The following is an 18400-nucleotide window of genomic DNA, read 5'->3' as shown; positions in this document are numbered from 1 at the left end:
GGAGAGCACGATGAGCAGTGCCAAGGTTGCCGACCAGCTCGTGGAGGTCCTGCTCCAGTACGGCGTGAAGCGCATCTACGGCGTCGTCGGCGACAGTCTCAACCCGCTGGTCGACGCCATCCGCCGCAGCGACGGGGCCATCGAGTGGGTGCACGTGCAGAACGAGGAGGCCGGCGCCTTCGCGGCCGCCGCCGAGGCGCAGGTGACCGGGCAGCTCGCCGCCTGCGCCGGCTCCTGCGGACCCGGCAACACCCACCTCATCCAGGGCCTGTTCGACGCCCAGCGCAGCGGCGCCCCCGTCCTCGCCATCGCCTCGCACATCCCGTCCACCCAGATCGGCAGCGGCTACTTCCAGGAGACCCACCCGGAGAAGCTCTTCGACCAGGCGTCCGGCTACTGCCAGTTGATCTCCCAGCCGGAGCAGATGCCCCGCATCGCCCGGATCGCCGCCCAGCACGCCGTCGGCGCCAACGAGGTCGCGGTGCTCGTCCTGCCCGGCGACATCGCCGACAAGCAGGCCGCCAACCCCACCGGGCACACCGTCCCCTGCGTCCGCCCGGCCGCCATCGTCCCCGACCCGCAGACCGTGCGGGAGCTGGCCGACGCCCTCAACGCCGCCGACCGCGTCGCCCTGTTCGCCGGCGCGGGCGTCCGCGGCGCGCACGCGCAGGTGATGCGGCTCGCCGAGACCGTCAAGGCGCCCGTCGGGCACACGCTGCGCGGCAAGGAGTGGATCCAGTACGACAACCCGTACGACGTCGGCATGATCGGCCTCCTCGGCTACGGCGCCTGCTACGACGCGCTCCAGGAGGCCGACCTCGTCGTGATGCTCGGCACCGACTTCCCGTACGACGCCTTCCTTCCCGGGGCCAAGACCGTCCAGATCGACATCGACGCCACCCGCCTCGGCCGCCGTACGCCGCTGGAGGTCGCCGTGCACGGCGACGTGGCCTCCACCCTGGAGGCGGTGCAGCCGCTGCTGCGCGAGAAGCGCGAGCGGCGCTTCCTCGACGCCACGCTGCGCAAGCACGAACGGTCGCTGACCAAGGTCGTCGAGGCGTACACCTCGAACGTCGACAAGCACGTCCCGATCCACCCCGAGTACGCCGCCCGGCTGCTGGACACGCTCGCCGCGGACGACGCCGTGTTCACCGTCGACACCGGTATGAACAACGTCTGGGCCGCCCGCTACCTCACGCCCAACGGCCGCCGCCGCGTCATCGGTTCCTTCACCCACGGCTCCATGGCCAACGCGCTGCCGCACGCCATCGGCGCCGCCAGCGCCGACCGCGACCGCCAGGTCATCTCGCTCTCCGGCGACGGCGGCCTCGGCATGCTCCTCGGCGAGCTGATCACCGTCAAGCAGCAGGACCTGCCGGTCAAGACGGTCGTGTTCAACAACTCCTCGCTCGGCATGGTCAAACTGGAGATGCTGGTCGACGGCCTGCCCGCGTACGGCACCGACCACAGCAGGGTCGACTTCTCCGCCATCGCCCGCGGCGTCGGCATCCCCGCCTGGCGGGTGGAGAAGCCCGGCGAGATCGAGGGCGCCCTGCGGGAGGCGCTGGCGGCGAAGGGCCCCGCGCTGGTCGAGCTGATCACCGACTCCAACGCGCTGTCGATCCCGTCGCGGATCACGCTGGAGCAGGTGCGCGGCTTCGCGCTGGCCGCCGGGCGCACGGTGCTGGAGGGCGGCGTCGGCACGATGCTCGACCTGGCCCGCTCCAACCTCCGCAACATCCCCCGCCCTTGACCGCGCGGCCTTCCCGCCGTACGCGCCGGGCGCCCGCCCGGTCCGTACGGCGGGGGCCCCTCAGGTCAGCCAGGGCAGGTCGCCGAAGTAGCCGCCCTTCGCCGGCGGGGTGAGCAGCGCCTGCCGCGTGCGGTACGTCAGCGGCGCGCCCGCGCACCGCGCGACGGCCCGCGCGCTCAGCTCCCAGCGGCCCGCGGGAGCGCCCTCCGGCGGCGTGACCCGCCAGCGGGTGACCACCTCGGCGCCCGGCGCGAGCCGGCCGCGCGGCCTGCGGGTCGCGGCGCGCACCTTCCAGCCCTCGGGGACCTGCAACTGCACCCGCGGCTCGGTCCACAGGGCGCCGGACCCGTTGTGCAGGGTGGCGGTGACCGTCAGCACCCGGCCCGGCTCGGCGTAGGGCGGGGCGCCGATGCGTACGCCGAAGGGCTCGCGGTCGTATGTGTCGCGCCACTCCTGGCGCATGACGTGTACCAGCCGGGCGGCGATGTCCGGCCGGTCCGCGGCCCGGTCGACGGACTCGGCGGGGTCGTCCGCCAGGTTGTACAGCTCCACCTGCCAGCGGGCGTCCGGCGCCCCGCGGTCCTTGCCCGGCGCGAAGCGCACCGCCTTCCAGTCGCCGGCCCGCACCGCCTCGGAGATCCGGCCGATCCGGTCGTGGTCGGCGGCGCGGGCCAGCGGCGTGGAGGCCCGCTCGTTGCGGTACCAGTACAGGAACTCGTGCCGGGGCGCGGGCCCGGTGCCGGTGAGCAGCGGGGCGAGGGACAGCCCGTCGACGTCCCGGGGCGCGGGGGCGCCGCCCAGCTCGGCGAGGGTGGGCAGCAGGTCTATGTGGGGCGTCGGCCGGTTCACCACGCCGCGCCGGATGCGGTACGGGGACCAGGCGATGAGCGGCACCCGGATGCCGCCCTCGTACAGGTTCCGCTTGTAGCCGCGCAGCCCGCGCTCGCGCTGGAAGAGCGCCGGCGTCACGCCGCCCTCCTCGTGCCGGCCGTTGTCGCTGGTGACGATCACCACGGTGTCCTCGGCGATGCGCTGCTCGTACAGCTCCTCGATCACCTGGCCGACCATCCGGTCGAAGTTCGCGACCTGCGCGGCGTGCCCCTTGTCCTCCGGCTTCCAGTCCGTGTCGCTGTACTCGCCGGTGTCGGGCACCGTGCTCGGGGCGTGCGGCACGTTGGGGGAGAGGTAGAGGAAGAACGGCTCCTCGGCGTGGTTGCGGATGAACTGCAGGGCGCGCCGGGAGAACTGCTCGGGCGCGTACGTGCCGCGCCCGCCGTCCCCGTTGCCCGCGAGCGGGACGCGGCGGCTGTTGTGCCAGAGGTACTGCGGGAAGTAGTAGTGCGCGTGCCGGTGCGTCAGATAGCCGTAGAACTCCTCGAAGCCCCGGTAGTTGGGGTGGCTGTGCTGGTCGGGCTCCTCGGGGCCGAAGCCCCACTTGCCGATGCACGCCGTGCGGTAGCCGCGGGCCCGCAGCAGCTCGGCGACCGTGGTGTCGGCGTCGCCGATGGAGGGCTGGATGCCGCGCATCGGGTTCTCCCGGACCCGGGCCCGGCCGCTGTGCAGGCCGGTCAGCAGCGAGGCGCGCGACGGCGCGCACACCGGCGCGGAGGCGTACGCCGCGGTGAACCGCAGCCCGTCCTCCGCGAGCCGGTCCAGGTGGGGGGTGCGGATGAGCTGCTGGCCGTACGAGCCCAGCTCGCCGTAGCCGAGGTCGTCGGCGACGATCAGCACGATGTTGGGGCGGTCGCCGCGCGGGCTGCCCGGCGCGGCGGCGAGCGGGGCGGGGGTCAGCGCCGCGACGCCGATGCCCGCGGCCGAGGCGGCGAGGAACTGCCGTCGGGTGGTCAACCGGCTCCCCCTCTCGGACGACTGGTGCCGATGAGCAGCGCCGTCCGGAGGCGGTGGCGGGGCGGGCGCGCAGTGTCCCGGGCCGCGTCACCCGCCGGGGTGAACAGGTCCGGCTGCCGGGTCCGCCGTGGCGGAATCCGGGCCGGAAGCGGTGTGAGACGCCCGTATCCGGGTATGGCCGGGCGTCCTACTTCCGCGCCGTCTGGTCGGGACGGCGGAATGGCCGCGCAGGGGTGACCTACGGATCAGTTCCCCCCGGACTGCGTCTACCCCGTGCGCTTGCGTACGGCTTGACGTTTCGAGGGGGACACTACCACCAACGATCGACGCCTCCGCGCGCGTTGGAGGCTCGCGGAGGCCGTGCCTCCGGTCGCTCCGTACCCGCTACTTGCGCCCCTCGCGTCCCTCACGCCACTCCCGTACCAGCGTGTCGGCGTCCAGCGGAGCGAGCTTCAGCGGCGGGCCGACGGCGGGCGCGCGGTGCGCGGCGCGGATCTTCTCGTTGACCTCCGCGACGATCTCGCGCACCTCCTTCTCGCTCCGCGCCCTGGTCACGGCGGCGAGCGCGGCCTCGGCCTCCTTGCGTACGGCGAGGGAGGGCGGCAGCGCGGACAACTGCTCGCGCGCCATCTTCGCCTTGACCCACCACAGCTCGTCGTACGGCCGGTCGAGATCCTTGAGCGGCTTGCCCTTGCCCGGCAGGTCGTCGAACTCGCCGCGCTCGGCCGCCTCCCGGATCTGCCGGTCGATCCAGGACTCGAAGCTCACACCCGGCGGCTTGCGTTCGGTCACGTGCGCTGCTCCCCTCCGCTCGCGGCGGCGGCCGATCGGCCGTTCTCCCACCTCAACGGTAGCGCCGGAGCCCGTGACCGCGGCGCGCGGGCGGCGTCGCGCCGATGGCGGCTCTCAGCTTGCGCACACCTTGGTAACAATTCAGACAATGGCCTCGGAAGGTGTCCATCCGGCCCCGAGAGGGAGACCCACGTGCCCCGTCTGCGTTCCGCGCGCCGTGCACCGCTGCCGCCGCGCCGTGCCTCGCGCCCCGCGCGCCCCACGCCGCGGCTGCCGCGCTCCGCGCACCTCGCCGGCGCCGCGGTCGCCGTCCTCGCTCTTTCGGTCGCCGCCACGTCCTGCGCCGTGCCCGGGCAGGGCAGCGCCGCCGCGGCCGACCCGGCGGCGGAGCTGGTGCTGCAGCCCGTCGCGGACCGCGGGCACGACCCCTTCACCCCGAGCACCGCGACGCCCGACGGCGCCGCGCCGTCGCCCTCCCGCACCGCCGCGCCGCCCGACAGCCCCCCGCCGGCGGAGCCGAGCAGGCACCAGTCGGTGTCGGGCGGGAAGGCCGGGCTGTACGGCGGCGTACGGAACGTCGCGAGCTGCGACGTCGACAAGCAGATCGCCTTCCTCGGCCGCGACGCCGACAAGCAGGCGGCGTTCGCCCGCACCCTGCGGGTCGACGAGGGGGACCTGCCGGGCTTCCTGCGCGAACTCACCTCGGTGCTGCTACGCGCCGACACCCGCCTGACCGGCCACGGCTTCGCGGACGGCGAGGCGAGCCCGTTCCAGTCGGTACTGCAGGCCGGCACCGCCGTGATGGTGGACGACAAGGGCGTACCGCGGGTGCGGTGCGCGAGCGGCAGCCCGCTCACGGCGCCGGAGAAGCTGAGCGGCCACGACCGCTACGGCGGCACGGGCTGGCGCGGCTTCCGGCCGTCGCGGACCGTCGTGGTCACGCCGGCGCAGGGGGCGCTGTCCCGGCTCGTCATCGTGGACGTCAACACCGACCTGTGGTTCGAACGGCCCGTCGGCGCGCGGCCCGGCGAGGACCGGAAGCTGCCGCAGCCGCCGCGGGACCACTTCAACCCGCCGGCGCCCAGCCGCTCCCACAGCCCCAGCGCCGAGCCCACGGGCAGCCCCGGGCCGACCACCGAGGGCCCGTCCGAGGGGCCCGGCACCGAGTCCGGGGAGCCGAGCACCGCCCCGCCGCTGCCGGGCGGCATCGACGAGGAAGAGGACCACGAGCGCGTCTCCGCGGGCGAGTCGGCGGGCGCGGCCACGTCAGCCGGGTGACCCCGCCGGCTCCGCCGCGGGCCCCGGCGCCGTCCGGGGCGCGGCGGGGCGGCGCCGCACCGGCGCCAGCGTGAACCGGCGCGGCATCAGCGTCAGCCGCTCGGCTATGTCCAGCCGGTAGCCGGGGTCGCCGAGCAGCTCGTACCTGCGCAGCAGCAGGCCCAGCACGAGCGTCGCCTCGTGCAGGGCGAACTGGCGCCCGATGCAGGCCCGTTCGCCCGTGCCGAAGGGCTTGAAGACGTGCCCGGGCCGGGCCCGTACCCGCTCCGGCAGGAAGCGGTCGGGGTCGAAGCGGTCGGCGTCCGGACCCCAGACCGCCGGGTCGCGGTGCAGGGCCGGGATCAGCACCAGCGCCCACGCGCCCGCCCGCATCGGGTGGACGCCGCCCAGCATCGTGTCCGTACGCGCGGCGCGGGTGAACGCGGGCGCCGTGGGCCACATCCGCAGCGACTCGTCCAGCACCCGGCGCACGTAGCGCAGCTTGCTCACCTGCCGGTACGACGGCTCCCCGGCCGGCCCCCACACCCGGTCCACCTCGGCGCGGGCGCGGGCCATCACCTCGGGGTGGCGGGAGAGGTAGTACAGCGCGAAGGAGAGCGCGCCCGAGGTCGTCTCGTGTCCCGCGACCAGGAATGTGAGGATCTGGTGGCGGATGTTCTCCGGCGACAGCCGCTCCCCGGTGCGCGGATGACGGGTGTTGAGCATCAGCCCGAGCAGATCCTGCGCCTCCGGGTCGGCGCGCGCGGTGCGCTCCCGTACGACCCGGTCGACGACGGTGGTGAGATACGCGGCGTCGGCGCCGCCGCGCCGGCCCGGACCGCGGCTCTTCACCGGGCTGAACGGCCGCGGCACGTCGCTGCCCTGGGCATGGCGCAGGGAGCGGACCATGGCGGCGACGAAGGGGTGCTGCTCGGTGCGCTCGAAGGAGCCGAAGTCGTAGCCGAAGCCGGTGTGGGCGATGGTCTCCAGGGTCAGCTTGGTCATGTCGGCGGAGACGTCGGCCACGGTGCCCGCGGCGGCGTGCGCGTCCCAGGCGGCGGTGAGCCGGGAGGCCATCGCGAGCATCACCGGGTGGTAGCGCTCCATCGCCTCGCGGGTGAAGGCGGGCGCGAGGATGTCGTGGCCGAGCTGCCAGTTGGGCTCGTGGCTGTGCGCGGTGAACAGGCCGTCGCCGGCGACCTCGCGCAGGTTGTGGACGGCGAGCACGACGCGCTTGGTGAACCGCGACTCGTCCGCCAGCTCCGCGACCAGGTCCGCGCCGGAGACGACCACGATCTCCAGCCCGAAGATCTTGCGCCGGAAGATCGGCCCCAGCTCCCGGGCCAGCCGCAGCGAGTCCTGCACCGGCGTGCCGGGGTCGAGGCCGAAGACGTCACCCACCACCGGCAGCCGGTGGCGGGGGTGGGGGATACGGCCCAGCTCCGGCCAGGGTGCGGGACGGGTGCGTAAGTGCGGCGTCGCCATCGTGCCCTCCCTTATTGAACTCGATTCAGTAAGCAGCGTGCGGCAGTGCCGAACCGGTGTCAAGTAAGGTGGCGCGATGGCTGGTTCCGGCGCTCGGGGTGCGCAGACGGGGCGCCCGCGCACCCGCATGGGCACCGAGGAGCGGCGCCGGCAGTTGCTGCGGATCGGCGCCGAGCTCTTCGCCGAGCGGCCCTTCGACGACGTGTGGATCGAGGAGGTCGCCGAGCGCGCCGGCGTCTCACGCGGGCTGCTGTACCACTACTTCCCGGCCAAGCGGCAGTTCTACGCGGCCGTCATCCGGCACGAGGGCGAGCGCCTGCTGCGCATGACCGAGCCGGACCCGGACACCCCCGTCGGCCGGCAGGTGCAGCAAGGGCTGGAGGCGTACCTGCGCTACGCCGAGGAGCACGCGCGCGGCCTGCGCGCCTTCCACCGCGCCTCGGCCACCGGGGACCGGGAGATCCGCGAGATCCACGAGCAGCTCCTCGCCGAGCAGGAGCGCCGGATCGTCACGGTCCTCGACGCCCAGGCCGCCGCCGGGCTGATCGACGGGCCCGCGCCCGCGGCGCTGCGGCTGGCCGTACACGGCTGGCTGGCGTTCGTCACGGCGGCGGTCCTGGACTGGCTGGAGCGGGGGGAGCCGTCGCGGGCGGAGGTACGGGAGGTGTGCACCCGGGCGCTCCTCGGGGCGCTGGAGGGGGCGCGGGGGGCGGGCCCCCGGCCGCTCGACTCGTGAGCCGCGGCCCGCGGCCCTAGGCTGGAGAGCATGGCCGCGCGAGCACTGGACGCCACCGGGGCCGCGGAACTCGTACACGCCGCGACCGCCGCGCCCTCCATGCACAACGCCCAGCCGTGGCACTTCCGCTGCCACCTCGGCCGCCGCACCGTCGAGATGCGCGCCGACCTGGACCGCGCCATGCCCGCCGCCGACCCCGAGCGGCGCTCCCTCCACGTCGGCTGCGGCGCCGCGCTGTGCAACCTGCGGGTCGCCGCGGCCGCCGCCGGCTGGCACACCAGGACCGACCTGCTCCCGGCCGCGAACGAGCCGCTGCTGCTCGCCTCCGTCCGGCTCACCGGCGCGGAGCCCGGCGAGGAGACCGACGCGGCGCTCGCCGGGCTGGCGGAGCAGATCCCCCGCCGGCACTCCAGCCGCTGGCCGTTCGCGGAGAAGCCCGTACCGCCCGCCGATCTGACGGACCTCGTCGAGGCGGCCCGTACCGAGGGCGCGACGCTGGTCTTCCCCGACGCCTGGCACGCGGCGTCCCTGCTGGAGCTGGTGCAGGACGCCGAGGTGCGCGACGCCGAGACGCCCGACCGCGCCGAGGAGCTGGCCCGCTGGACGCACCCGTGGCCCGACACCGCGGACGAGGGCGTCCCCGGCTACGCCTACGGCCCCAGGCGCCGCAGCGGCGCCGCCCCGATGCGCGACTTCGGCGGCCGTACCGAGCCGCCGGGCCGGACCAGCGCCCCCTTCGAGTCCGCGCCGAACATCGCCCTGCTCGGCACCGCGCACGACAGCCCCGCCGAGTGGCTGCGCGCGGGCCAGGCGCTGGAGCGCGTGCTGCTGACCGCCACCCGCGCCGGGCTCGCGGTCTCGCTGACGAGCGAGGCGCTGGAGTGGTCCGACCTGCGTGCGCTCGTCCGCGACCCGCTGACCGATGTCGGCCAGGTCCAGATGGTGCTGCGCATCGGCTTCGGGCCCCGCGGCCCGACGACGCCGCGCCGGCCGCTGGCCGAGGTCATGGAGATCCTCTGAGCACCGGCTGCCGCCCCGCACGTACGCGAAGGCCCTGGAAACGGCGAACGGCAAGGAGCACCGCGCTCCTTGCCACTCTCAACGTATAGCGCACCCCGGGGCTTGCGGCAAGACCCACGGTTTGTTGCAGAATCTCCCGCCGAAGCCAGGACCTGCGGAAACGGGAGATTCATGAGCGACGTGATCATCGCCGGCGGCGGCCCGACCGGGCTGATGCTGGCGGCCGAACTGCGGCTGCACGGCGTACGCGTGGTCGTGCTGGAGAAGGAGCCGGAGCCGACGAAGGTCGTGCGGGCACTCGGGCTGCACGCCCGCAGCGCCGAGGTGCTGGACCAGCGCGGGCTGCTGGAGAGGTTCCTCGCGCTCGGCACGCGGCACCCGGTCGGCGGTTTCTTCGCCGGCATCGCCAAGCCGGCGCCGGAGCACCTGGACAGCGCGCACGCGTACGTCCTCGGCCTGCTGCAGACCACCACCGACCGGCTGCTCGAGGAGCACGCCGTCGAGGTGGGCGCCGAGATCCGCCGCGGCACCGAGGTGGTCGGGCTGAGCCAGGACGAGGACGGCGTGACCGTGGAGTCGGCCGGCTCCGCACCGCTGCGCGCCCGTTACCTCGTCGGCTGCGACGGCGGCCGCAGCACGGTGCGCAAGCTGCTCGGCGTCGGCTTCCCCGGCGAGCCCAGCCGGGTCGACACCCTGCTCGGCGAGATGGAGCTGACCGCGTCGCCGGAGACGGTGACCGCCGTGATGGCCGAAGTCCGCAGGACCCAGCTCCGGTTCGGCCTCATGCCCCTGGCGGACGGGGCGTACCGCGTCGGCGTGCCGGCCGCGGCGGTGGCCGGGGACCGCTCGGTGCCGCCCGCCTTCGACGAGTTCAAGGCGCAGCTACGGGCCGTCTCCGGCACCGACTTCGGCGTGCACTCCCCGCGCTGGCTCTCCCGCTTCGGCGACGCCACCCGGCTCGCCGAACGGTACCGGGTGGGCCGGGTGCTGCTGGCCGGCGACGCGGCGCACATCCACCCGCCGGTGGGCGGGCAGGGGCTCAACCTCGGTGTCCAGGACGCGTTCAACCTGGGCTGGAAGCTCGCCGCGGCGATCGCCGGCTGGGCCCCGGAAGAGCTGCTGGACAGCTATCACGCCGAGCGCCACCCGGTGGCCGCCGGCGTGCTGGACTTCACCCGGGCGCAGATGGAGCTGATGTCCACCGAGCCGGGGCCGCAGGCCGTACGCCGGCTGGTCGCGGATCTCATGGACTTCGAGGAGGTCCACCGGTATCTGATCGAGAGGGTCATGGCGATCGGCATCCGCTACGACCTCGGCCCGGGCCACGCGCTGCTCGGCCGCCGGCTGCGGGACATCGCGCTGAGCGGAGGGCGGCTGTACGAGCTGACGCGCGCCGGCCGCGGACTGCTGCTCGACCGGACCGGCCGTCTCTCCGCGGCGGGTTGGGCGGACCGCGTCGACCACGTCGTCGACGCCGCGGCTGAACTGGACGTCCCCGCCGTGCTGCTCCGCCCCGACGGGCACGTCGCCTGGGCCGGGGACGACCAGGACGATCTCCTCGACCACCTGCCGCGGTGGTTCGGCGCGCCCGCCGCCTGACCTGCGGCCGTGCCGCCTGACCTCCGGGCGCCGGCGTCAGTACTCGGCGAGCAACCGCTCCAGCATCTCCTGGCTCGACTCCTGCTTCTCCGCCGCCGCGCACAGGCCGTCCATCGTGAGCAGGTAGCGCTCGACGTCGTTGCGCTTGTCGAGGTAGAGGGCGCTGGTCAGTTGCTCGATGTACGCCACGTCCGGCAGGTCCGGCTCCGCGAAGCGCAGGATCGTCAGCGGGCTGACCACGGCGGCGAAGCGGCCGGTGGCGAGCCGGGCGACCTGGACCGTGATGTTCGACAGCTCCAGGATCCCCAGCAGGTGCTTGATCTGCGCGCGCATCACCGCGCGCCCGCCCAGCGGACGGCGCAGCGCGGCCTCGTCGAGGACCACCCAGTAGCGCGCCGGCTGGTCGGCGTGGCCCAGGATCTGCTGCCTGCGCAGCCGCAGGTCGACGTGGCGCTCTATGGCCGCCTCGTCCGCGTTGGGGTACGCGACCTGCGCGAACGCCCGCGCGTAGTCGGCGGTCTGGAGCAGTCCCGGGATCCGCTGGGCCTGGTAGGAGCGGATCAGCGAGGCGGCCTCTTCGAGGCCGAGGAACGTCTCCATCCAGGCGGGCGTCACGTCGCTGTACTGGTGCCACCAGCCGGTGGTGTTGGCGCCGCGGGCCAGCGCGAGGTAGTGCTCGCGCTCGGCCTCGTCCTCCACCCCGTACAGCGTCAGCAGGGCGGCGATGTCGTGTTCCTTGCAGCCGCCCCTCCCCAGCTCCAGCCGGCTCAGCTTGGGCTGCGAGGCGCCGATGGTGCGCGCGGCGGCCTGGAAGGTGATGCCGCGCTGCTCGCGCAGCCGCCGCAGGTTGTTGCCGAGGATGATCCGGCGGACGGTGGGGCCGCCTCGGGACGGGGCCGGCAGCGAATTCGTCTCCGACATGCTTGGCGCGTGCATCGGGCTCCCAAGGATGATCAGGTCGCGCCCTTCAGTCTCGCATCGAAGGAGTCAACGTGTACAGGGAAAGCGATTGTTGAAGTTGAATATGCCTCTGGTACGGGGCCGTTACGCTCTTCTGCCGGCCGGGCCGCCAGAGCCGCCCGCGCCGCTCAGGGGCGCCGCGCGAACACCGCGCGGGCGCGCGGACTGCCGTCCGGCCGCCGCCCCAGCTCCTCCAGCGCGGCCGTCGCCACGGTGAACCCGGTGCGCTCCAGGTCCGCCAGCACCTCGGGCAGGCGGAACGTGCGGTAATACATCACGAACCGCGGGCGCCACAGCGCGTTCCGGACCCGCATCGCGGCGTCGAACCCCCACAGCGCCCAGTATCCACGGGACCCGACCGGCTGCGGCGCGGGGACGGGGAAGGCGAAGTACCCGCCGGGGCGCAGCGACCGGAAGACCTGCGAGAAGAGCGCCGGGCGCTCCCGGGGCAGGAAGTGGCCGAAGGCGCCGAAGCTCACGGCGAGATCGAAGGCGGGCGCGAAGGGCAGGGCCAGGGTGTCCGCACGTACCCAGCGCATCGAGGGCGGGTCCGCGGCGCCGGCGTACGCGCGCCGCGCCTCGGCGAGCATCCCGGCGCTGAAGTCGACGCCGACGACCCGCTCCTCGCACACCCGCCGCAGCATCCCGGCGCCCGCGCCCGTGCCGGTGCAGACGTCGAGGCCGTGCGCGAACGGCCCCAGCGGCTCGACGGCGGCGGCGAACGCGTCCAGCACGCGGTCGGGGGTGCGGAACGGCGAGCTGTCGAACTTCGGCGCCAGCAGGTCGTAGCCGCGTTCCGTGGAGGACATCGCCTGCACGGTCAGCTCGAGAAGGGTCGGGCCCTCGGGACTGAACATCGTCGATCAGCGTAGTGGCGCCGCGCGCCCGCGGGCGCCGCGCCGGTCCCCGGTGCCGGGCCCGTTGACATGCGCGGACGGCCGGTCCCAGACTCGGACCCCAACGAAGATGAACATCCGTGCGCAGGACGCACACCCGGAAGCGGGGTGGCATGGCGGAGATCCTGAGCCTGCGGGACGCGGTGGCCGAGCTGGTGCACGACGGCGACACGGTGGCGATGGAGGGCTTCACGCATCTGATCCCGTTCGCGGCGGCGCACGAGGTCATCCGCCGGGGCGCGACCGACCTGACGCTGGTACGGATGACCCCCGACCTCGTCTACGACCAGCTCATCGGTGCCGGGCTCGCGCGCAAGCTCGTCTTCTCCTGGGGCGGCAACCCCGGCGTCGGCTCGCTGCACCGGTTCCGCGACGCTGTCGAGAACGGCTGGCCCCGGCCGCTGGAGATCGAGGAGCACAGCCACGCCGGGATGGCCAACCGCTACGTCGCCGGGGCCGCGGGACTGCCGTTCGCCGTCCTGCGCGGCTACCGCGGCACCGGGCTCGCGGCCCGTACCCCCACGGTGGCCACCGTCACCTGCCCGTTCACCGGCGAGGAACTGGCGGCCGTGGCGGCCGTCAACCCGGATGTCGCGGTCATCCACGCACAGCAGGCGGACCGCGCCGGCAACGTGCAGTTCTGGGGGCTGACCGGCGTACAGAAGGAAGCCGTGCTCGCCGCCCGGCGCTCGCTGGTGACCGTCGAGGAGATCGTCGGCGAACTGCGCCCGCGGCCCGGCGCGGTCGTGCTGCCGGGCTGGGCCGTCACCGCGGTCGCCGAGGTGCCGGGCGGTGCGCACCCGTCGTACGCGGCGGGCTACTCCGTACGCGACAACGCCTACTACCGCGACTGGGACGCGCTCTCCCGCGACCGCGCCGGGTTCGCCGCCTGGCTCGAGGAGCACGTACGCGGCGGTGGAGCGGCCCGGTGACGCGGCCGGGCGCGCGGCCCCCGTGGACCGCGGACGAGCTGATGGCGGTCAACGCGGCCCGCGCGCTGGCCGGCGCCCGCACCTGCTTCGTCGGCATCGGCCTGCCCAGCACCGCCGCCAACCTCGCCCGCCGCACCGCCAATCCCGGCCTCGTCCTCGTCTACGAGTCCGGCGCGATCGGCGCCAGGCCCACCCGGCTGCCGCAGTCCATCGGCGACGGCGAACTCGCCGACACCGCCGACGCCGTGGTCTCCGTACCCGAGCTCTTCAACTACTGGCTGCAGCCCGGCCGCATCGACGTCGGCTTCCTCGGCGCCGCCCAGCTCGACCGGCACGCGAACGTCAACACCACCGCCATCCGCACCGCCCCCGGCCGCCCCGACCTGCGCCTGCCGGGCGCGGGCGGCGCCCCGGAGATCGCGGCCCACTGCGGCGAGGTCTTCATCGTGCTCCGCCACACCCCCCGCAGCCTCGTCCGCACCCTGGACTTCGTCACCACCGTCGGCCACGGCACGGGCCCCGGCTCCCGCACCCGCCTCGGCCTGCCCGGCCGCGGCCCCACGGCGGTCGTCACGGACCTGGGCATCCTGCGCCCGTCCCCGGACACGGGGGAGCTGACGCTGACCGACCTCCACCCGGGCGCCACCCCGGCGGGCGTCCGCGCGGCCACGGGCTGGGACCTGCGCACGGCACCGTCGCCGCGCACCACGCCGGAGCCGACACCGCAGGAACTGACGGCACTACGTGCCCTGAAGTCCGCGGGAGCGAGCTGACCCCCGCAACCGCGCGGCCGTCGTGGCGGACTCGGCCCTAGAACGGGTAGTGCGGGTGCCGGGTGGCAAGGGTGACCCAGCGGGTGTTGCTGAACGCCTCCAGGCCCCAGCGGCCGCCGAAGCGGCCGAAGCCGCTGGCGCCGACGCCGCCGAACGGGGCCGTGGGCTCGTCGGCGATGGACTGGTCGCCGACGTGCACGATGCCCGTACGGATCCGCCGGGCCACCCGCAGCCCGTGGGTGCCGTTCTCCGTCAGGATGCCGCATGTCAGGCCCCGGTTCGTGGCGTTGGCCAGCGCGACGGCCTCGTCGTCGTCCGCGAACGCCGCCACCGACACCACCGGGCCGAACGCCTCCTCCTCGTAGAGCGCCGCCTCCTGCGGCACCCCGGTGAGGACCGTCGCCGGGTACAGCGCCCCCGCCGGGGCCCCGCCGCCCGCCCGTACCGTCGCGCCGCGCGCCACCGCGTCCGCGACCAGCGCCGCGACCCGGCGCGCCGCCGCCGGGCTGATCAGCGGGCCGAGGACGGTGCCGGGATCCCGCGGATCCCCGGCCGGCAGCCCCGCCGCCTTCGCCGCCAGCTTCTCCGTGAACTCCGCGGCCAGCGACGCGTGGACGAGGATACGGTCGCCGGACATGCAGATCTGCCCCGAGTTGTGGAACGCGCCGAACGCGGCCGCGTCCACCGCGTGGTCGACGTCCGCGTCGGCCAGCACCACGATCGCGTTCTTCCCGCCCAGCTCCAGCAGCGCCGGCTTCAGATGCCGGGCCGCGAGCGCGCCGACGGTGCGGCCGGTCTCGGTGGAGCCGGTGAAGTTCACGGCCCGTACCCGCTCGTCCGCGATCAGCGCGGAGCCGACGGCGGCGGCGTCCTCGGGGTCGTTGGTGAGCACGTTGACCGCGCCGTCCGGAAATCCCGCCTCGCACAGGACTTCGCCGACGAACAGCCCGCCGCAGAGCGGCGCCTGCTCGCTGGCCTTCAGCACCACGGTGTTGCCGGCGCCGAGCGCCGCGGCGACCGCCCGGGTGCCGAGGATCAGCGGCGCGTTCCAGGGCGCGAACGCGGCGACGACGCCGAGCGGTTCGCGTAACGCGAGGCTGAGCGCGCCCTCCTCGTTGGTGGCCAGCACCTCGCCGTGCGGCCGGGACATCGCGGCGGCCGTCTCGCGCAGGAACTCCGCGGCGAGTCCGACGTTGAACCGCGCCCAGGGCCCCGTCGCCCCCACCTCGCGCGCCATCAGCGCCACCGCCTCGTCGGCGCGCGACTCCAGCAGGTCCGCCGCCCGCCGGAACACCCGCCGGCGCGCGGCGGGCCCGGTCGCGGCCCAGTCGGCGAAGGCCGCCTCCGCGGCGCCCACGGCGCGCGCCACGTCGTCCGCGCCGGCGGCGGCCACCGTCGCGCACACCTCGCCGGTGTACGGGTCGAAGTCCTCGGTCGTACGCTCCGAAGCGGCCGGCACGTCCCTGCCGCCGATCCGGAGGTCCCGGTGCACGCTCACGGCTCCCCCTCCGCTGCCCGAACCTCGTGTGCGCGAGGCGAACGACAATTCACACAGGGAACATAGATGCGACGCGAGCGGCGAGGCAAGATATGAACGTGCAGGGCCGGGAACCCCATTTCGTCCAGTCCTTCGACCGCGGGCTCGCGGTCATCCGCGCCTTCGACGCGGACCACCCCGAGCTGACCCTGAGCGACGTCGCGCGCGCCTGCGACCTCACCCGCGCCGCGGCCCGCCGCTTCCTCCTCACGCTGGCCGACCTCGGCTACGTGCAGAGCGACGGCCGCCTCTTCCGCCTCACCCCGCGCGTGCTGGAGCTGGGCTACGCCTACCTGTCGAGCTTCTCGCTCCCGGAGATCGCGGAGCCGCACCTCGAACGGCTGGTCGCCGAGGTGCGCGAGTCGTCCTCGCTGTGCGTGCTGGACGGGGAGGACATCGTCTACGTCGCCCGCGTGCCCACCAGCCGCATCATGACCGCCTCGATCACCGTCGGCACCCGCTTCCCCGCGTACGTCACCTCCGTCGGCCGCGTCATCGTCGCCCACCTCCCGCAGCCGGAGATCGACGCCCGCCTCGACCGCGCCCGCCTCGACCCGCTGACGCCGCGCACGGTCACCTCGGCGGAGACGCTGCGCGCGGAGCTGACGCGGGTGCGCAGGCAGGGTTACGCGATCGTGGACCAGGAGCTGGAGGAGGGCCTGCGCTCGGTCGCGGCCCCGGTCCGGGACCGCGACGGCACGGTGGTCGCGGCGGTCAACATCCCCGTACCGGCAAGCCGCAACTCGGTCGAGTCCGTCCGCCGCGACCTGCTGCCGCACCTGCTGGCGGCAGTCGCGAGAATCGAGGCGGACCTGAGGGTGACCCGCACCCGGCCGTGAACGGCGATGGCCGCACGCGAGCCGTGCCCCCGCGGGGCCACCGGAGCGCTACGCCGCCCCCGCCACCCCGCCCTCCGCACCGGGCAGCCGCCGCGTGCGCGGTACCGGCGAGGGCAGCAGCCACAGCACCGCCAGCGCCGCCCCGGCCGTCGCCACCCACAGCGTCGGCCGCAGCCCGAGCCCGGCGCCCAGCGCCCCGCCCGCGAGCGCACCGAGCGGCCGGACGCCGAAGTTGACGGTCTGGAAGGCACCGAGGACGCGGGAGCGCAGGTCGTCGGGGATGGCGGCGGCGAAGTAGGCGTTGGCCGAGATGTCGAGGATCATCACGCCGAACGCGGAGGCGAACTCCGCGGCCAGCAGCATCCCGGCGACCACCGGCGTCGGCCCGTCGGCCAGCGGTATCAGCGTGAGCGGCACGCTGAAGCCGGCGAATCCCGCGGTCATCGCGGGCCCCACCCCGTACCGCGCCGCGATCCTGCCCGCGAGCACCGCCCCGAGCAGGCCGCCGACGCCGCCGGCCCCGAGCACGAGGCCGAGGAGCCCGGGGCCGAGGCCCAGTTCCCCGGTCGCGTAGAGCACGAACAGCGCCTGGAAGATGAAGTTGAAGAAGTTGAGCGTCGCCGTCGCGGCGGCGCAGGCACGCACCGCGGGAGTCCGCAGGATCCACCGGATGCCGGCGGTGGCCCGGCTCTTCTCCCGGGCGGCGGGCGGGGGTTCGGCGGGGGAGATGCGGCCGAGGAAGAGCGCGGAGACGAGATAGCTGAGCGCGTCGAGCAGCAGCGCGAACGGCGCGGTGGCGACCTGTACGAGACCGCCGCCGACCCCCGGCCCGGCCGTGAACGCCAGCGCCCGGCTGCCGTTGAGCAGCGAGCTGCCCTCGACGTAGCGCTCGACGGGCAGCAGGGCGACGTACACGGTGCCGGCGCAGACGTTGAACAGCGCGCCGAGCGTGCCGACGGCGAAAGCCGCCGCGTACAGGTGGGTGAGCGTCAGCGCGTCGAGGGCGTACGCGACGGGGACGGAGGCGACGGCGAGCATCCGGCCGAGGTCGGCGGCGATCATCACCCGGCGCCGGCTGCGCCGCCGGTCGGCCCAGGCGCCGGCGGGGAGGGAGAAGAGCAGCGCGGGCAGCAGCGCGGCTGCGGTCAGGAGGCCCATGTCGGCGGCGCCGGCGCCGAGGAGCAGTACGGCGGCGAGGGGAAGGGCGATGCGGTGGACCTCGTCGCCGAGGAGGGAGACGCTCTGGGCGGCCCAGTAGCGGCGGAAGGGGCGGTCGCGGAGCAGTTCGGGCAGGGCGGGGCGGATCACGAGGGGGGCTGCGGAGGGTCGGCGTGTTCCGCCGGGGCGGGCGGGGGCGGTGTGGACGCCGGGTCCGGGGCACCGTCCGGGGGGTCGACGAAGGCGAGACGCAGCAGGCTTACCAGTCTCGCGCCCTCCGGGCGGCGTGCCGGGTCCTCGAAGCGGTCGTCGTAGCGGGACACCAGGCGGGTCATCTCCTCCGTCAGCCCGGTCAGCTCCTCGGGCGTGAGGTACAGGCTCCAGTCCCCGGAGTACTCCGCCGCCTGCCACGCGCGCGGCAGCCGGTGGCGGACGGCGAGCGCGGCGCCCAGCTTCCGCACGTACGCGTCGACCTGCGCCATCGTCAGGTCCCCGACGGCCTCGGTCGCGGCCGGGTCGTCGTACGCGGCCTCCCAGTGCGTCGTACGCGCCGTGGCCCGCCACGGCTTCTCCCGCCCCCGCCCGCCGCCGCTCTGCTCGACGAGCCCGTACTTGGCGAGCATCCGCAGGTGGTACGAGCACCCGGCGACGGACTCCCCGGTCAGCTCCGCGGCGCGGGTGGCGGTGAGCGGCCCGTGCCGGCGGAGCAGGCCGACCAGCTCCATCCGGGTGGGGTGGGCGTAGGCGCGCAGGGCGCGGGGGTCGGTGAGGTCGATGCGGTCCGGCATGCATCTAAAGATAGCTTTAGAAAGGTT

At 74.7% G+C, this 18400-nt stretch carries 16 protein-coding genes; 8 read left to right on the top strand and 8 right to left on the bottom strand.

Annotated elements, in window-relative coordinates:
- The first annotated feature begins 10 nt into the window (after window positions 1-10).
- The gene (locus ACFYVJ_RS19810) at window positions 11-1753 is read left to right on the top strand and encodes a pyruvate dehydrogenase (RefSeq protein WP_388893084.1); all 1743 of its coding nucleotides are present in this window, start codon (window positions 11-13) and stop codon (window positions 1751-1753) included.
- Between the two features lie 60 nt (window positions 1754-1813).
- On the opposite strand, the gene ACFYVJ_RS19805 is transcribed toward ACFYVJ_RS19810, so the two are convergent.
- Entirely contained in the window at window positions 1814-3601 is a 1788-nt protein-coding gene (locus ACFYVJ_RS19805) for a sulfatase-like hydrolase/transferase (RefSeq protein WP_388893082.1), read from the bottom strand.
- Window positions 3602-3985: 384 nt separating this feature from the next.
- Window positions 3986-4393 (bottom strand): DUF1992 domain-containing protein, encoded by a 408-nt coding sequence (locus ACFYVJ_RS19800; RefSeq protein WP_388893080.1) that lies wholly within the window; start codon window positions 4391-4393, stop codon window positions 3986-3988.
- Between the two features lie 192 nt (window positions 4394-4585).
- Between ACFYVJ_RS19800 and ACFYVJ_RS19795 the strand changes: the two genes are divergently transcribed.
- A complete protein-coding gene (locus ACFYVJ_RS19795; protein WP_388893078.1) occupies window positions 4586-5671 on the top strand; it encodes a DUF6777 domain-containing protein in 1086 nt (361 codons plus the stop codon).
- Here ACFYVJ_RS19795 and ACFYVJ_RS19790 read toward each other — a convergent pair.
- Window positions 5660-7135 (bottom strand): cytochrome P450, encoded by a 1476-nt coding sequence (locus ACFYVJ_RS19790; protein WP_388893076.1) that lies wholly within the window; start codon window positions 7133-7135, stop codon window positions 5660-5662. The two genes, ACFYVJ_RS19795 and ACFYVJ_RS19790, sit on opposite strands and share 12 nt — an antisense overlap.
- Window positions 7136-7211: 76 nt before the next feature.
- Between ACFYVJ_RS19790 and ACFYVJ_RS19785 the strand changes: the two genes are divergently transcribed.
- The 3 genes from ACFYVJ_RS19785 to rox all read left to right on the top strand — a co-directional run bounded on the left by ACFYVJ_RS19785 (window position 7212) and on the right by rox (window position 10490).
- Complete coding sequence (locus ACFYVJ_RS19785; RefSeq protein WP_388893074.1) at window positions 7212-7871, top strand: TetR/AcrR family transcriptional regulator; 660 nt, start codon at window positions 7212-7214, stop codon at window positions 7869-7871.
- Window positions 7872-7901: 30 nt separating this feature from the next.
- Window positions 7902-8891, top strand: a complete 990-nt coding sequence (locus tag ACFYVJ_RS19780; protein WP_388893072.1) for an Acg family FMN-binding oxidoreductase — start codon at window positions 7902-7904, stop codon at window positions 8889-8891.
- A 171-nt stretch (window positions 8892-9062) separates the two neighbouring features.
- A complete protein-coding gene (rox, locus tag ACFYVJ_RS19775) occupies window positions 9063-10490 on the top strand; it encodes a rifampin monooxygenase (RefSeq protein WP_388893070.1) in 1428 nt (475 codons plus the stop codon).
- Between the two features lie 36 nt (window positions 10491-10526).
- On the opposite strand, the gene ACFYVJ_RS19770 is transcribed toward rox, so the two are convergent.
- Together ACFYVJ_RS19770 and ACFYVJ_RS19765 are read right to left on the bottom strand one after the other, a co-directional pair.
- A complete protein-coding gene (locus ACFYVJ_RS19770; RefSeq protein WP_388893068.1) occupies window positions 10527-11411 on the bottom strand; it encodes a helix-turn-helix domain-containing protein in 885 nt (294 codons plus the stop codon).
- Between the two features lie 167 nt (window positions 11412-11578).
- Complete coding sequence (locus ACFYVJ_RS19765; protein ID WP_388893066.1) at window positions 11579-12307, bottom strand: class I SAM-dependent methyltransferase; 729 nt, start codon at window positions 12305-12307, stop codon at window positions 11579-11581.
- A gap of 152 nt (window positions 12308-12459) precedes the next feature.
- Here ACFYVJ_RS19765 and ACFYVJ_RS19760 point away from each other — a divergent pair, with 152 nt between their 5' ends.
- Window positions 12460-13278: a CoA transferase subunit A gene (locus ACFYVJ_RS19760; RefSeq protein WP_388893064.1), complete on the top strand. Its 819-nt coding sequence runs from the start codon at window positions 12460-12462 to the stop codon at window positions 13276-13278.
- A gap of 41 nt (window positions 13279-13319) precedes the next feature.
- Complete coding sequence (locus tag ACFYVJ_RS19755; protein WP_388893301.1) at window positions 13320-14051, top strand: CoA-transferase subunit beta; 732 nt, start codon at window positions 13320-13322, stop codon at window positions 14049-14051.
- Window positions 14052-14088: 37 nt separating this feature from the next.
- Here the strand turns inward: ACFYVJ_RS19755 and ACFYVJ_RS19750 are convergent, their stop codons facing one another.
- Window positions 14089-15549, bottom strand: a complete 1461-nt coding sequence (locus ACFYVJ_RS19750) for an aldehyde dehydrogenase family protein (RefSeq protein WP_388893062.1) — start codon at window positions 15547-15549, stop codon at window positions 14089-14091.
- A 92-nt stretch (window positions 15550-15641) separates the two neighbouring features.
- On the opposite strand from ACFYVJ_RS19750, the gene ACFYVJ_RS19745 reads away from it, so the two are divergent.
- Entirely contained in the window at window positions 15642-16427 is a 786-nt protein-coding gene (locus ACFYVJ_RS19745) for an IclR family transcriptional regulator C-terminal domain-containing protein (RefSeq protein ID WP_388893060.1), read from the top strand.
- Between the two features lie 48 nt (window positions 16428-16475).
- On the opposite strand, the gene ACFYVJ_RS19740 is transcribed toward ACFYVJ_RS19745, so the two are convergent.
- Both ACFYVJ_RS19740 and ACFYVJ_RS19735 read right to left on the bottom strand, forming a co-directional pair.
- A complete protein-coding gene (locus ACFYVJ_RS19740; RefSeq protein WP_388893058.1) occupies window positions 16476-17735 on the bottom strand; it encodes an MFS transporter in 1260 nt (419 codons plus the stop codon).
- Window positions 17732-18373: a helix-turn-helix domain-containing protein gene (locus tag ACFYVJ_RS19735; RefSeq protein WP_388893056.1), complete on the bottom strand. Its 642-nt coding sequence runs from the start codon at window positions 18371-18373 to the stop codon at window positions 17732-17734. The genes ACFYVJ_RS19740 and ACFYVJ_RS19735 overlap by 4 nt, the downstream gene beginning before the upstream one ends.
- Window positions 18374-18400 lie beyond the last annotated feature (27 nt).

It is taken from the genome of Streptomyces sp. NPDC004134, from assembly GCF_042874195.1.
Taxonomy (GTDB): domain Bacteria; phylum Actinomycetota; class Actinomycetes; order Streptomycetales; family Streptomycetaceae; genus Streptomyces.
Note: the sequence above shows the minus strand (reverse complement) of the source record. Positions and strands in the feature narration are given on the sequence as shown.